The organism is Pseudomonas sp. HOU2, from assembly GCF_040729435.1.
Lineage (GTDB): Bacteria > Pseudomonadota > Gammaproteobacteria > Pseudomonadales > Pseudomonadaceae > Aquipseudomonas.
In genome coordinates this window covers 67730-80704 of the sequence record NZ_CP160398.1, presented here as the reverse complement: position 1 = coordinate 80704, position 12975 = coordinate 67730, and the positions used below count along the sequence as shown (strand labels likewise).

The 12975-nt window shown below is 58.2% G+C and carries 15 protein-coding genes and 1 pseudogene; 8 read left to right on the top strand and 8 right to left on the bottom strand.

The annotated features are described in order from the left end of the window. The first annotated feature begins 8 nt into the window (after positions 1 to 8). Complete coding sequence (locus tag ABV589_RS00430; protein WP_367084430.1) at positions 9 to 416, top strand: DUF3304 domain-containing protein; 408 nt, start codon at positions 9 to 11, stop codon at positions 414 to 416. A gap of 74 nt (positions 417 to 490) precedes the next feature. On the opposite strand, the gene ABV589_RS00425 is transcribed toward ABV589_RS00430, so the two are convergent. Further along, the gene (locus tag ABV589_RS00425) at positions 491 to 790 is read right to left on the bottom strand and encodes a hypothetical protein (protein ID WP_367084429.1); all 300 of its coding nucleotides are present in this window, start codon (positions 788 to 790) and stop codon (positions 491 to 493) included. 490 nt (positions 791 to 1280) lie between these two features. Here ABV589_RS00425 and ABV589_RS00420 point away from each other — a divergent pair, with 490 nt between their 5' ends. Both ABV589_RS00420 and ABV589_RS00415 read left to right on the top strand, forming a co-directional pair. After that, complete coding sequence (locus ABV589_RS00420; RefSeq protein ID WP_367084428.1) at positions 1281 to 1550, top strand: DUF2790 domain-containing protein; 270 nt, start codon at positions 1281 to 1283, stop codon at positions 1548 to 1550. A gap of 90 nt (positions 1551 to 1640) precedes the next feature. After that, on the top strand, positions 1641 to 2039 hold the full coding sequence (locus ABV589_RS00415; protein WP_367084427.1) for a hypothetical protein: 399 nt from the start codon (positions 1641 to 1643) through the stop codon (positions 2037 to 2039). Here ABV589_RS00415 and ABV589_RS00410 read toward each other — a convergent pair. Further along, positions 2036 to 2305: a DUF1652 domain-containing protein gene (locus ABV589_RS00410; protein WP_007964586.1), complete on the bottom strand. Its 270-nt coding sequence runs from the start codon at positions 2303 to 2305 to the stop codon at positions 2036 to 2038. The two genes, ABV589_RS00415 and ABV589_RS00410, sit on opposite strands and share 4 nt — an antisense overlap. A 370-nt stretch (positions 2306 to 2675) precedes the next feature. Here ABV589_RS00410 and eco point away from each other — a divergent pair, with 370 nt between their 5' ends. Both eco and ABV589_RS00400 read left to right on the top strand, forming a co-directional pair. Beyond that, the gene (gene eco, locus ABV589_RS00405) at positions 2676 to 3161 is read left to right on the top strand and encodes a serine protease inhibitor ecotin (RefSeq protein WP_367084426.1); all 486 of its coding nucleotides are present in this window, start codon (positions 2676 to 2678) and stop codon (positions 3159 to 3161) included. A gap of 21 nt (positions 3162 to 3182) precedes the next feature. Then, positions 3183 to 3488 (top strand): NIPSNAP family protein, encoded by a 306-nt coding sequence (locus ABV589_RS00400; RefSeq protein WP_003225174.1) that lies wholly within the window; start codon positions 3183 to 3185, stop codon positions 3486 to 3488. A 30-nt stretch (positions 3489 to 3518) separates the two neighbouring features. Here ABV589_RS00400 and ilvA read toward each other — a convergent pair. Further along, positions 3519 to 4514 (bottom strand): annotated as a pseudogene (ilvA, locus tag ABV589_RS00395) (threonine ammonia-lyase, biosynthetic); the annotation flags it as partial. 347 nt (positions 4515 to 4861) lie between these two features. On the opposite strand from ilvA, the gene ABV589_RS00390 reads away from it, so the two are divergent. After that, on the top strand, positions 4862 to 5197 hold the full coding sequence (locus tag ABV589_RS00390) for a DUF2834 domain-containing protein (protein ID WP_367084425.1): 336 nt from the start codon (positions 4862 to 4864) through the stop codon (positions 5195 to 5197). Between the two features lie 138 nt (positions 5198 to 5335). Here the strand turns inward: ABV589_RS00390 and ABV589_RS00385 are convergent, their stop codons facing one another. Further along, entirely contained in the window at positions 5336 to 6259 is a 924-nt protein-coding gene (locus ABV589_RS00385) for a magnesium transporter CorA family protein (RefSeq protein ID WP_047597123.1), read from the bottom strand. A 7-nt stretch (positions 6260 to 6266) separates the two neighbouring features. Then, positions 6267 to 7841, bottom strand: a complete 1575-nt coding sequence (locus ABV589_RS00380) for a RimK family protein (RefSeq protein WP_367084424.1) — start codon at positions 7839 to 7841, stop codon at positions 6267 to 6269. A gap of 92 nt (positions 7842 to 7933) precedes the next feature. Here ABV589_RS00380 and rimI point away from each other — a divergent pair, with 92 nt between their 5' ends. Further along, positions 7934 to 9052, top strand: coding sequence for a ribosomal protein S18-alanine N-acetyltransferase (gene rimI, locus ABV589_RS00375; RefSeq protein WP_367084423.1), 1119 nt, complete (start codon positions 7934 to 7936; stop codon positions 9050 to 9052). Between the two features lie 130 nt (positions 9053 to 9182). Here rimI and ABV589_RS00370 read toward each other — a convergent pair whose 3' ends face one another. Then, entirely contained in the window at positions 9183 to 10328 is a 1146-nt protein-coding gene (locus ABV589_RS00370) for a PQQ-dependent sugar dehydrogenase (RefSeq protein WP_367084422.1), read from the bottom strand. Between the two features lie 52 nt (positions 10329 to 10380). After that, positions 10381 to 10722, bottom strand: coding sequence for a hypothetical protein (locus tag ABV589_RS00365; RefSeq protein ID WP_367084421.1), 342 nt, complete (start codon positions 10720 to 10722; stop codon positions 10381 to 10383). A gap of 189 nt (positions 10723 to 10911) precedes the next feature. Here ABV589_RS00365 and ABV589_RS00360 point away from each other — a divergent pair, with 189 nt between their 5' ends. Beyond that, positions 10912 to 11784, top strand: coding sequence for a Ku protein (locus ABV589_RS00360; RefSeq protein WP_367084420.1), 873 nt, complete (start codon positions 10912 to 10914; stop codon positions 11782 to 11784). A 157-nt stretch (positions 11785 to 11941) separates the two neighbouring features. On the opposite strand, the gene lpxO is transcribed toward ABV589_RS00360, so the two are convergent. Continuing rightward, on the bottom strand, positions 11942 to 12841 hold the full coding sequence (lpxO, locus tag ABV589_RS00355; protein WP_007964602.1) for a lipid A hydroxylase LpxO: 900 nt from the start codon (positions 12839 to 12841) through the stop codon (positions 11942 to 11944). Positions 12842 to 12975 lie beyond the last annotated feature (134 nt).

The window sequence follows — 12975 nt, the reverse complement described above, 5'->3', positions numbered from 1 at the left end:
TGGCTTTGGTGGCTTTGATATTTATCTACGCCGCCCCGAAAATTCCGGGGTTATTTCGCACACCCGGCGCCATGCTGACATCGGAGAACCACACGGATCGGCCAATTCTTAGTTTTTGGGTCAATGATTTTTGGGGTGGCAATTTGGCTGCAATGGGCGGTGGCGGAATTATGTGCTGCCAGAAAATCGAAGGGAAAACGGTTCAGATCAAGTGGATACTCAGCCGTACAGGCGAACAGCTCAGGCAAGGAGTCAAGAAAGAAAATCATGAAGCAACCGTGCCTCTCCCTCGTCGGGAACGCGGTGATGATTATCTTCACGTCCGTTTTTTGCCCGGAAATGTTGTTGAACTGAAATGGAGCCCTGGCTTGATTAGTCCATTCGATCCTGTCCCAGATGAAACTCCCCGTCTCTGAAAACCCTCGAATGGCATCCGCCTAAGCACGGGCAGATAACTCACCTGCCCGTGAATGCTTAACCGTCAGGCAAATCAGCAAACCGGCGCCTTCCAATCCAGCATCTGCTGCTGAGCCACCTGCAGCAAATCATTGCCATCCTGCGCCAGCAGGTACAGTGCATGGGTAATGTGGGGAATGTCCTGAACATCGCCATGCCGGAAGCACATGCAGTGCAGGGTTTCGAGCAGGTCACTGCAGGCGCGGATGCGCTGGACGGCGGACTCGAGGATGTCTTGGGGGTTGGCTTGGGTGTCGATGACCATTGGCGCGCTGTCGGTGACGCCGCTGTTTAGCGGGTGATAGCGGTTTGGGAGCGGATTTAGTATTGGCATACTGATTACTCAACTGTATTAGAGGGTAACCGCCAACACCGTGACCAAACGGTGGGAGGCGGCCGTGTACAGGCTTGGTCAACCGAGAACAGTTCAAACTCAGCTCGCCCGAAGGCGTCCTGCACACAGCCGCCACAGCAGTGCACTTTACGAACATGAGTGTCCGTAGTGCAAATGAAGGCACATATGCAATGAACTCTTCTCAGGTGACCAAACCCGAATCGCTGATTTTGCAGCGACGCCAAACCATACCCGCCCCGTTCCCGCCGCCGAAAGCAGACAAGGCATCACCTCTTGTAGGAATCGGCACCGCATCCCCGAGAAATCATCCCTCTGCCAGACAGCCGGCGTTCAGCCAGGTTAACCATCGCTTAACGCCGCAGTCCAAGACTGTACTGAACCGCACACCTCAGCCCCTGGCTGACGCCGAGTGCGGCAGGTTCGGCCGTATGGCGCCGAACGCTTATTCCGTCGCACGGGAGTCCGATTCATGAACATTCGCACGCTATTGCTCACCTCCGTCCTCGCCTGCACCGCATTCGCCGGGCTGGCTCAGGCCAATGACACCACCGCCACGTCCAAGGCCGTTCCCTATCAGTACGGTATGCCGTTGCATGTGAACAAAGTGATCTCCATGACCGAGCAGCCCACGCGCCAGTGCAAGGTCGTGAGCGCTGATATGAAGTACATCGACAATGCCGGTAAGCCTGAGGAAATCACCTACCGGAAAATGTCTGACGCTTGCAGCGAGCAGAACTGACAGAAGGCTCTGATTTGCGGCTTTGCGGTAGGCGGTGAAGGGCTCGCGGGTTATGCTCGGGGTCACTTCTCACTGCCGCAAGGACTCGCCATGCAGTTGTCGTTTCGCACGTTGTCGATCATCACGGCTTCATTGTGTTTTGTACTGGCGCTCGTCTGGGGCTTTTTCCCGGAAGTGTTGCTGGCGATCTGGAGCATTGAGTATTCGAGCGCGGTAGGGTTTGTTGCGCGACGCAGTGCGGTGCTGTTTGCGGCGTTGGGGGTGATGTTTTATCTGGTGCGCAGCGCGCCGCCGTCGCTGGGTCGCAATGCCCTGAGTAACGGGTTTATCGTCGGTTGTTTTGGTTTGACGGTACTGGGTTTTGGCGAATGGCTTAACGGCCATGCCGGCCCCGGGATTCTGCTCGCGGTGCTGGTCGAGTTCGCGCTGGGCCTTGGCTTTGTGCAGGCCCGGCGCGTGACGGTCGAACTGGGTGAAACGGTAAGTTAAAGCGCTCTGGAGCGGGGACTGTAATGCTGTGGCGTGGTTTGTTGCGCCAGATCCGAACGCAGGCCGGCAATCAGTTCGTTGATCTCGCGACAGCCGTTGAGGTGGCTGGCGTCGATACCACTGACGTGCAGATCAACCTGGTCAGTCTGGTGGTCGCCGAAGACCTTGACGGTCATCGACAGGTCTGGCGACAGCGTGCACTGGCAGCGTTTAGGCAAAAAACTGCTTTCAATGATATTGCGTAGTTCCAAGGCAGACAGAAACATGGTGAACCTCTCCTTATTGATGAAACTGCCAATCAACTCTTCACGTTGACCGCTTTTGCTGCCCCTGCACGGGTGTGTCCCCGCTGATTCCCTAGTGCGGCAAACGGTTGTACTGCGAAATGCCCATTGGAGTGTAGGCGCCCGAAGACGGTGCGCTGCACCAAAGCGACGCATAAAACGTGCCTTTCATCGGGTCATTTCGACCCTCATGAAATCAAGCACTTGGCGCGGTGGCCAGCAGTTGGCCAGTTGCAAAATGCAAGATCGACTCTCCTGAGCACTGCAATTTGCAAGTCGACGCCGGTTTGCATTCATCGCTGATGACAGTGAGAATGCCCGACATCCACCCTACACCCGCCAGGAGGCTTTCATGGGTTCTTTACGCGCTCGCGCGACAATCGGTCTGCTCGTTGCTGGCCTGTCTACCCTCGCCCACGCGGCCAGACTCGAAGACGTCGCGCCGTATCCCAAGGCGGAAAACGGCTTCACCCGCCAAGTCATCTACCTGCCCAAACAGGATCAGGAGGAGAACTTCCAGGTTGAAGTCCTCGCCGGCAAAACCCTGGAAGTCGACTGTAATCGCCAGCGCCTGGGCGGCGCTCTGGACGAGAAAAACCTCGAAGGCTGGGGCTATCCCTTCTACCGCCTGGAAAAAGTCATTGGCCCGATGAGCACGCTGATGGCCTGCCCACCCGGCACCGCGAAGAAACGCGCCTTTGTCCCGGTCGTCGGTGACGGCTTCATGCTGCGCTACAACAGCAAGCTGCCGCTGGTGATCTACGCCCCGAAAGATGTCGAGGTGCGCTATCGCATCTGGTCGGCTTCGGACAAGGTCGGCACCGCCATTGCGGAATGACCTGAACAGGGAGCGCCAAACGTGATTACCTGCCATGTGCGATACGTGATCGATCCGTACCAATTGACCGAGTTCGAGGCCTACGCCAAGGCCTGGCTGGGCATCGTCGAGCGCTTGGGCGGCACTCATCACGGCTATTTCCTGCCCTCCGAGGGCGCGAGCAACATCGCTTATTGCCTGTTCAGCTTTCCCTCGCTGGCCGATTACGAAAGCTACCGGCACATCGCGCTGACCGACCCGGAAAGCACGGCGCTGGTGGAATCACTGGTGCAGAAGAAATTCATCGTCAGCTACGAGCGCAGTTTCCTGCGCCCACTGCTGCCCTGAGCGGTATCACGCCGGGACGCCGCATACCGCGGCGCGCTCGGCGACGTGGCGCAGGCTGTCGAAGTTGATATTGGCGCCGGAGTCGATCGCGACGAAGGTCTGCTCGCGAACACCACTGCGCGCCACGTACTGCTTGATCCCGGCCACCGCCAACGCCCCGGAAGGCTCGGTGATCGAGCGGGTATCGTCGTAGATGTTCTTGATCGCCGCGCAGAGTTCGTCATTGCTGACGGTGACCACCTCGTCCACACAAAACCGGCACACCTCAAAACCATAATCGCCGATCTGCGCCACCGCCACGCCATCGGCGAACGTTCCGACACTGGGCAACACAACGCGTGCATCCGCTTGCAGCGCCGCCTTCAGGCAGGCCGAGTGCTCCGATTCAACTCCAATGATCCGTACCTCCGGCCGCAAGTATTTGACGTACGCCGCGATGCCGGCGATCAGCCCGCCCCCACCGACCGGAACGAAGATCGCATCCAGCGGGCCCTGATGCTGACGGAGGATTTCCATGGCTACCGTGCCTTGGCCGGCGATTACGTCTGGATCGTCGAAGGGAGAGACAAAGGTGCACCCGGTTTGCTCCGCGAGTTGCAGCGCATGGGCCAGGGCAAACGGAAAACTCTCGCCGTGCAGCAGCGCCACGGCGCCCCGACTTCGTACCCCAAGCACCTTGAGTTCGGGCGTGGTCGAGGGCATGACGATGGTCGCCGCGATTCCCAGCTCCCGCGCCGCCAGCGCTACGCCTTGGGCATGATTGCCCGCCGAAGCGGTGATCACCCCGCGCGATTTCTGCGCATCGCTCAGTTGCACCAGCTTGTTGTAGGCGCCACGAATCTTGAAGGAGAACGTCGGTTGCAGGTCTTCGCGCTTGAGCAGGATCCGGTTGCCCAGCGCTTCGGACAGCGCCGGTGCCGCTTGCAACGGCGTACGCACGGCAATGTCGTAGACCGGCGCGGCGAGGATCTTTTTCACGTACTGCTCAAGCAGGGCTTGCTGGTCGGGGCTGTATTTCATCGTCATCTCCGGGCGCCGTGTTGGAGCTGCCGAAGGCTGCGATCTTTTGACTTTGTTTTTCTCAAATCAAAGCAAGATCAAAAGATCGCAGCCTTCGGCAGCTCCTACGGGGAGCCATCGTTGTTAAAACCCTGGAGACAGAAAATGAAAACCCGCCTCTAGGGCGGGTTGGGTGCTGCAGTCGTGAGCTAGCCCGCCAAATGAGGAATGGCGGTAATAATGCTTGGCTGGCAGCGCAATACAGTGGAAGTCATGGGCCTGAAATTAGCCCGGCGGCGGCCGGCGAGTCAATGGCTTATTTGCGGATGCCAAGGTAGGCTGGCGATTCTGCTCATCACCCAAGGAAGGAATGCATGATGTCTGTCGCCCTGCCCCTCACTGCGTTGATTGCGTTTACCGGCTACACCGTATCGGTGATGCTCCAGGCCGAACAGTCGCTGATCGACTTCGGTATCAGCCTGATGTCGCGTCCGGACACGGCGCAGGTGGTGATTGATCTGTATCTGCTGGCGACGCTGGCCGGGGTATGGATGGTCAAGGATGCAGGCTCGCGAGGGATGTCGGTCTGGTCGGTGGTGCCGTATCTGTTGCTGACGGCGGTGTTTGTGTCGATCGGGCCGTTGTTGTATCTGGTGGTGCGTGGGGTTCGGGAAAAGAGGAAGTCTGCTGAGGAGGCTCAAGCGAGCTAAGCCGGATTTTGCTGCTGAAATAGCTATCGCTGGCAAGCCAGCTCCCACAAAGTCTGGAGTTGCCCGCGAGGTTTGCGGCACGCCCAAAACCTGTGGGAGCTGGCTTGCCAGCGATGGCGTCGGCCAAGTCACCACTGATTATTTGGCCAACCGCCGCAACCCGAACAACATCCCCCCTGCCCCCAACAACATCACCAGCAGAAACACCGGGTAGGAAATCCACCACGGCGTACCCGCCGTCATCATGCTGAATTCCGACATCCCGCCAATGCTCGCAATCAGGTTCAACGGCAGAAACACCACGTTGATCAACGTCAGTTTGCGCAGCAGGTTGTTCATGCTGTTATTCATCAAGTTGCCGCGCGCATCGATCAGCCCCGAGAACACCGTGGAGTAGATCTCCGCCTGCTTGTAGCACTGGTTATTTTCGATGATCAGGTCGTCGATCAGCCCGATCGCCTCACTGCCGAAATGCTGCTTTTCCGCATGATTGCGCAGCCGCGTCAGCACCGCGCCGTTGCTGTGCAGGGCATTGATGTAATAGATCAGGCTTTCGCTGAGGTTGAACATCTGCACCAGATGCTGGTTCTGCATCGAGGCGTTGAACTTCTGTTGCAGCTCGCGGGCCACCAGTTTGATCACCTTCAGATGGCCAAGGTAATGGTGGATGTTGTTGAACAGCAGATCGAGCAACACATCAAGCGGTGCGTTGAGCGGCTGCCGGGTGCCGATGCCGTGCAGCGGCGTGTCGTCGGTGGCGATCACCAGCAATTGGCCGGGCGCAAACAGCAGGCCGCAAGATGACACTTCAAACGCCAGGCTGCCTCCGCCGGAATAGTTTTCCGGGCGTTTCCAGATCAGGAACAAGTGATCGGGGTGAAACTCGATTCGCGAGACCTCGTCCGGGTCCAGCGCCGAGGCCAGCGCGTGTTCGTCGACCTTGTAGTGGCTGTGGAGCAAATCGCGCTCGGCGGCATCGGGATTGCTGAACAGCATCACCTCGGCGTCCAGCCGCTCGACCCGCTGCAACGCGCCATGACTCAATGCGAAACTGCTGATCATCGGCGCGTCACCAGGCTTGGCCGCGACGCTTGAGTTCCAGCCGTCGCACGAACTCCTCCAGCACCAGTGAATACAGATCGTCCTGCAAGTAGGCATCTTCGATGCCGGCGTCGAGGTTCGGGTTGTCGTTGACCTCGATTACAACCACTTTGTCGCCGGCCTGTTTCAAGTCCACACCGTAGAGGCCATCGCCGATCAGGTTGGCGGTCTTCACTGCCAGTTCCACCACCGCTCGCGGCGCCTCATGAACGGCCAGGGTGCGACACTCGCCGTTGATGTCCTGGCCCTTGGCTTTGTGGTTGTAGATTTGCCAGTGGCCCTTGGACATGAAGTATTGGCAGGCGAAGATCGGTTTGCGGTTGAGCACGCCGATGCGCCAGTCGTACTCGGTATAGAAAAACTCCTGAGCCAATAGCAATACCGAATGTTCGAACAGTTCAGCGGTGGCCTCCAGCAACGCCTGCTGACTTTCGACCTTGATCACTCCGCGAGAAAAACAACCGTCAGGGATCTTCAGCACCAGCGGAAAACCGAGGCGTTCGCCGACCCGTTCGAAGTCTTCCGGTCGTTCCTTGTAGAGAATTTCCGTGGCGGGCATGCCCAGTTGATGGCTGTTGAGCAGGTCGGTCAGGTAGACCTTGTTGGTGCAGCGCAGGATCGACGTCGGGTCGTCCATGACCACCAGTCCTTCGCTCTCGGCTTTTTTTGCAAAGCGATAGGTGTGGTTGTCGACGCTGGTGGTCTCGCGAATCAACAAGCCGTCGTACTCGGCGATCCGTGCGTAGTCCTTGCGTTCGATCAGCTCGACGTCGATGCCCATGCGCTTGCCGACTCGCACGAAGTTTTCCAGCGCCTTGGCGTTGGATGGTGGCAAAGCTTCCTGCGGATCGTGCAGGATAGCCAGGTCGTAACGCGCCACTTGTGGCGAGCGTGGCGCCCGCCAGACTTTACGGCTGAAGCCATCCAGCGCATTGGCGAACTGATCTTCTTGGTCATCACGCAACTTGTGCAGCGCGCCGGACTTTATGCCTTCGATGTGCCAACCGTTAGTTCGACAAAACTCAACTAACAGGATCGGACACGGAAACACTTCGAACAACTGTCGAGCCAGATCCTGCAGCGGCTCGATATGCGTCTTGCCGAAATAGAGTGTGAGGGTAAAACCTTCGGTATCGCTGTACAGATGATGACTGAGGGCTTTTTCCAGAGTTTTATCGAGGTCGTCCAATGCCAGACCATACAGTGATTTTTTCGTCAGTTCGCTGATGGTGCGTACCGAAGGAATCACCTTGTGGCCTCGGGCTTCAGCCAGTAGTGAGCAGTAGTAACCGTGCCCCAAATACTTGTAGCTGCGGCACAGGTTGATCACCTGCACCCGCTTGCCCGGCTCGCTGTCACGGGTTTGCTCGAGGTATTCCTGAGCCGTGACGATGTCCTCGCTGGGAAAGTACGAGGCCCAGTCTTCCTTGCGTTCGACGATAATCAACACTTGACTGGAAGTTCTGATGGCTGGATTTAAAAAAGTTGCCGCCGGCAAACTTTGCTCGGATACTTCGCGCCAATGACCCTGTACCGCTGACATAGAGATTGATCCGTTGGAGAACAAGACCATTTCTATTAAGCACGAAGTTTTTCGAAAGTCCCGTTTCGTTACGCAACTTTTACGGTGGTCATATGAATGCTGTTTTTCGTTTGGCGGTAGTTGAAGATCTGCCAGCGCTGCTGGCCCTGGAAATGCAATGTTTCACCACCGACCGGCTCACCAGCCGCAGCTTTCAATGGATGATCACCCGCGCCCATGCGCAGTTGCTGGTCGCCGAGCTTGACGGTCGATTGCTCGGCTACGCACTGGTGCTGTTTCATCGCGGCACCTCGCTGGCGCGCCTGTACTCGATCGCCATTGCCGGGGAAGCTCGCGGCAGCGGTTTGGGCAAACAGTTGCTGCAACGTATCGAGGCCTGCGCCGTCGAGCATGACTGCGCGTACCTGCGCCTGGAAGTGCGTATCGACAACCCCACCGCCATCGCGCTTTACGAGCGCAACGGCTACCGACGCTTTGCGTTGATTCATGATTACTACGAAGACCACGCCGATGCGTTGCGTCTGGAAAAGCGCATTGTTCAGCACCGTGATTCGCGCAACATCAAGGTGCCCTATTACCCGCAAACCACCGAATTCACCTGTGGCCCGGCTTGCCTGCTGATGGCCATGGGCGCGCTGCAACCTGAGCGCTTGCTGGAGCGGCGTGAGGAACTGCAGATCTGGCGTGAGGCGACCACGGTGTTCATGACCTCCGGCCATGGTGGCTGCAGCCCTCAAGGCTTGGCACTGGCGGCCTGGCGGCGGGGTTTCCGGGTGCGTTTGCAACTGAGTATGGCCGGGCCATTGTTTCTCGATGGCGTGCGCGATGAGCATAAAAAAGACGTCATGCGCCTGGTACACGAGGAGTTCAGCGCCCAAATGCAAGAGACCGATATCGAGCGCAAGATTGGTACCCACCTGGATTTGCCGCGCCTGCTGCAGGCTGGCGGTCAGCCTCTGGTGCTGATCAGCAGCTATCGCCTGACCCGCTCCAAATCACCGCATTGGGTCATGGTGACCGACTGCGATGAAGACTTTGTTTATCTGCACGATCCGGATGTCGATCACAGCCAGCATCGCCAGCCGATGGACTGCCAGCATGTGCCAGTCAGCCATGGCGAGTTTGAGAAGATGAGTCGGTTTGGTCGGGGGAAATTGCGCGCGGCGGTGGTTTTGTATGCTCGCGCTACCCCAACTATCGTTACGCTCTAGAGACTTTTTTGTGGCGAGGGAGCTTGCTCCCGCATGAGTGCGTAGCGCTCACAAGATTTTGGGGCTGCTGCGCAACCCAGCGGGAGCAAGCTCCCTCGCCACAGGACATCTTTGAACATTTGAAGTGAAGTTACTTCAGGCCGATCTTGTAGAGCGCACCGTTCTGCTCATCCGTCAGCACGTACAGATAGCCATCCGGCCCCTGCCGCACATCCCGAATCCGCTGTTTCAGCTCACCCAACAGCCGCTCTTCGTGCACCACCTTGTCCCCGTCAAACTGCAAGCGAATGAGCTCTTGACTGACCAGCGCGCCGATAAACAGGTTCTGCTGCCAAGGCTTGAAACGATCAGCGTCATAGAACGCCATACCGCTGACACCGGGTGATTTCTCCCAGACATGATAGGGGTCAACCGCACCTTCGACACTCTTGCCCTTGGCTTCGGGGATCGGTTGCAGCGAATAGTTGATGCCGTGGGTCGCCAGCGGCCAGCCATAGTTTTTTCCGCGCTCGATGATGTTCACCTCATCGCCGCCACGGGGGCCGTGTTCGTTCTCCCAAATCGTCCCGTTCCATGGATTGAGCGCCGCGCCCTGCGGATTGCGCTGGCCGTAGGACCAGATTTCCGGACGCACGCCGGATTGGCCCACGAACGGGTTGTCATCCGGCACCTTGCCGTCGGGGAAGATCCGCACGACCTTGCCCTGCAGCTTGTCGAGATCCTGCGCGGTCGGCCGGTCGTTGTTTTCGCCCAGGGTGATAAACAGGTAACCGTCGCGGTCAAACACCAGCCGTGAGCCGAAGTGGTTACCGGTCGAGAGTTTCGGCTCCTGACGGAAGATCACTTTGAAATCACTGATTGTCTTCAAGTCGTCTGACAGTCGGCCGCGCCCCACCGCCGTTCCTGCCTTGTCCCCGGCGCCACCGCCCTCGGCGTAGGACAGGTAGACCAATCGATCCTGTTTGAAGTCTGGCGACAGCACCACATCGAGCAAACCACCCTGGCCCTTGGCCCAGACCTTGGGCACGCCGCTGATGGGCTCGGAACGCTTGCCGTCGGCTGTAATCACCCGCAGGTTGCCCGGGCGCTCGGTCACCAGCATCCCCTGACGATCCGGTAGAAACGCCAGCGCCCAGGGATGCTCAAGGCCTTGGGTGATCGTGGTGACTTCAAGGGTGCCCTGCTCGCTTTGCAGCGCTTGGGGGGCAGCGGCGAACGCGGGAGCGCTGATCAGCGCGCCGGCACACAACGTGGCTAGAAGGGGTTTACGCAACATGCACGATTCCTTTTGTTCATTTCAAAGGCTGACAGGAACGCAGTCCCGCCGTTCAACGGTTGCTGTCTCCATCGCGTGGCGGTGGGTTGGGAATGAATCTGGGCGGCGTACTCGGTACCGAGCGTTGCTGCTGACCGTTGCCGATGCCGCCATTGCCAACGGTGGGCGTACTGGGCACCGGCACTGTATTCGGCCCGCGAATCACCGGCGCGCTGGGCTGCGTGCCCTGCATGCTGTTGGGATTGGCCCGGCGGATCGGGCTGTTGTAGGGATTGTTGTTGGTGCCGGCTGGGTTCTGCGCCAGTAACAGAGGCGCGGACGGTGCCGCGACGTCGGCATGCGCCAGACCGGCCCCAAGGAGCAGAACAATAATGCCTGGCAGTATTCGGTTCATGGGGTGGCCTCTCGATGCACAGGTGATAAAGCCTTCGAGTCCACGCTACGCCCCGGGTTCGGATTTGTTAACCCGTCGCCCTTAAACAAGATGTAACACGGCTTGACCGGCAACGCTGCGCGCCACGCAAATGCCGGAAACTTTCACACGGCGCCACAGGTCACCTGAACATCACTTGGAGAACTCACCATGGCTCGGGCAATCTGGAAAGGCGCGATCAGTTTCGGACTGGTACACATCCCTGTCGCGCTGGTGTCGGCAACCTCTTCGCACGGCGTGGACTTTGACTGGCTCGACAACCGCAGCATGGATCCGGTGGGTTATAAACGGGTAAACAAGGTCACCGGCAAGGAAGTCACCAAGGAGCACATCGTCAAAGGTGTGGCCTATGAAAAAGGCCGCTACGTCGTGCTCAGTGAAGAAGAGATCCGTTCGGCGCACCCGGTGTCGACGCAAACCATCGACATTTTCTCCTTCGTCGATGCCGAGCAGATCCCGCTGCAGAACATCGACACGCCTTATTACCTGGCCCCGGACAAACGCGGCGGCAAGGTCTACGCCTTGTTGCGTGAAACATTGAGCAAAACCAACAAGGTCGCCCTCGCCCGCGTCGTCCTGCACACTCGGCAATACTTGGCGGCACTGATGCCGCTGGAATCGGCGCTGGTGCTGGTCAAACTGCGCTGGCCGCAAGAGGTGCGCGGCCTCGACGAACTGGAACTGGGCAGCGAAGTGACCAAACCGCAACTGGCCAAGGGCGAGTTGGACATGGCTAAACGTCTGGTGCAGGACATGAGTGGCGACTGGAGTCCGGAAGACTACAAGGACGAGTTTGAAGACAAGATCATGGCCCTGGTCGAGAAAAAGGCCCATGAAGGCAAGATCGAGGATGTCGAGACCGTGGGTGGCGAGGAAGAGCGCAAGTCTGCGGATGTTATCGACTTGACCGAGTTGCTTAAGCGCAGTCTGGGCGGTAAAGCGCCGGCCAAAGCGAAGGCAAAAGACAAGCCTGCCAGTAAGGCAGCTCCGGCGAGAAAGACCAAAAAGGCTTCGGGGGCGTAATCAGATCCGTTTCCTGTCAGGAAGCTGACAGGTTGGCTTTGAGAGACTCATCGCCAGCAGGTGGCTCCAAACAGTTGGAATTCGTTCTTTGCCGAACACACATTCCACTGCAGGAGCCAGCCTGCTGGCGATGCCATAAACACGCGCGGTACAGCAGTCAGATCAGAATGAAGATTGCCAGCAAACCGCCAAAGATCGCCCACTTTTCCATGTAGTAACGCGCGCGATTACGTTTTTTCAGCTCTTTACCACGCAGGCGAACCTTGTAGATTTTGGTAAACAGGCGATTGATCCCGCCAGTGCGGTCGCCAGCATCGTTTGGCGCACCTGCTGCGGACATCACGGTGCGGCTGAACCAGCGGTTGAACGCCGCCGCCCAGCGATATTTCATCGGGCGCTCGATGTCGCAGAACAGGATGATGCGGTTCTTGTCGGTGGTGTTTTCGGCATAGTGGATGTATGTCTCATCGAACATCACCGCTTCACCGTCGCGCCAGTGGTAGCTCTCGCCGTCGACATTGATGTAGCAACCGGCATCGTTCGGCGTGTCGAGACCCAGGTGGTAGCGGTACGAACCGGCATACGGGTCACGGTGGCGAACCAGTTTCGACCCCGGTGGCAGCTCGGCGAACATCGCGGCCTTGATCGAACCGATGCTTTGCACCAGTTCGGTGGTGCGCGGGCACAGCTTCATCGCCGACGGATGGCTCTCGCCGTACCACTTGAGGTAGAAACGCTTCCAGCCGCTTTTGAAGAACGAGTTGAAACCGACGTCATCGTACTGATTCGAGCGCTTGATCTCACCGGCACGCAGCAGATCCTGCCCTTCCTGGCGAATTTCTTCCCAATGCGCCTGCAACGGGCTCAGGTCCGGAAACTCGGACGGATCGAGATACGGTTTGTTCGGCTTCTTCGAAAACAGATAAAGGAAGCAGTTGATCGGGGCCAGAAACGTCGAGTGATCGCTCAGTTGACGGCCCAGTTTGTGACGCACACGTCCACGAAGGTGAACGTATGCAATCGAAATGACATAAATAGCGGCAATGATGAGTTTCACGGAAATCGTCACACGTCAAAAGTGAACAAACTGCGCGCCTGCCGGCCGGAGGCCCAGGGTCTGATGCAGTGGCATGAATACAAATACTATCCCGGTGGCACTTCCTTGAGCCCATGCCGTTAGCGGCTATTGGG

What these genes read in the sequence shown, in the direction of transcription:
- ABV589_RS00425 (WP_367084429.1), bottom strand. Translation starts at nt 790, where the DNA reads ATGCCAATACTAAATCCGCTCCCAAACCGCTATCACCCGCTAAACAGC.
- ABV589_RS00420 (WP_367084428.1), top strand. Translation starts at nt 1,281, where the DNA reads ATGAACATTCGCACGCTATTGCTCACCTCCGTCCTCGCCTGCACCGCA.
- ABV589_RS00415 (WP_367084427.1), top strand. Translation starts at nt 1,641, where the DNA reads ATGCAGTTGTCGTTTCGCACGTTGTCGATCATCACGGCTTCATTGTGT.
- ABV589_RS00410 (WP_007964586.1), bottom strand. Translation starts at nt 2,305, where the DNA reads ATGTTTCTGTCTGCCTTGGAACTACGCAATATCATTGAAAGCAGTTTT.
- eco (WP_367084426.1), top strand. Translation starts at nt 2,676, where the DNA reads ATGGGTTCTTTACGCGCTCGCGCGACAATCGGTCTGCTCGTTGCTGGC.
- ABV589_RS00390 (WP_367084425.1), top strand. Translation starts at nt 4,862, where the DNA reads ATGATGTCTGTCGCCCTGCCCCTCACTGCGTTGATTGCGTTTACCGGC.
- ABV589_RS00385 (WP_047597123.1), bottom strand. Translation starts at nt 6,259, where the DNA reads ATGATCAGCAGTTTCGCATTGAGTCATGGCGCGTTGCAGCGGGTCGAG.
- ABV589_RS00380 (WP_367084424.1), bottom strand. Translation starts at nt 7,841, where the DNA reads ATGTCAGCGGTACAGGGTCATTGGCGCGAAGTATCCGAGCAAAGTTTG.
- rimI (WP_367084423.1), top strand. Translation starts at nt 7,934, where the DNA reads ATGAATGCTGTTTTTCGTTTGGCGGTAGTTGAAGATCTGCCAGCGCTG.
- ABV589_RS00370 (WP_367084422.1), bottom strand. Translation starts at nt 10,328, where the DNA reads ATGTTGCGTAAACCCCTTCTAGCCACGTTGTGTGCCGGCGCGCTGATC.
- ABV589_RS00365 (WP_367084421.1), bottom strand. Translation starts at nt 10,722, where the DNA reads ATGAACCGAATACTGCCAGGCATTATTGTTCTGCTCCTTGGGGCCGGT.
- ABV589_RS00360 (WP_367084420.1), top strand. Translation starts at nt 10,912, where the DNA reads ATGGCTCGGGCAATCTGGAAAGGCGCGATCAGTTTCGGACTGGTACAC.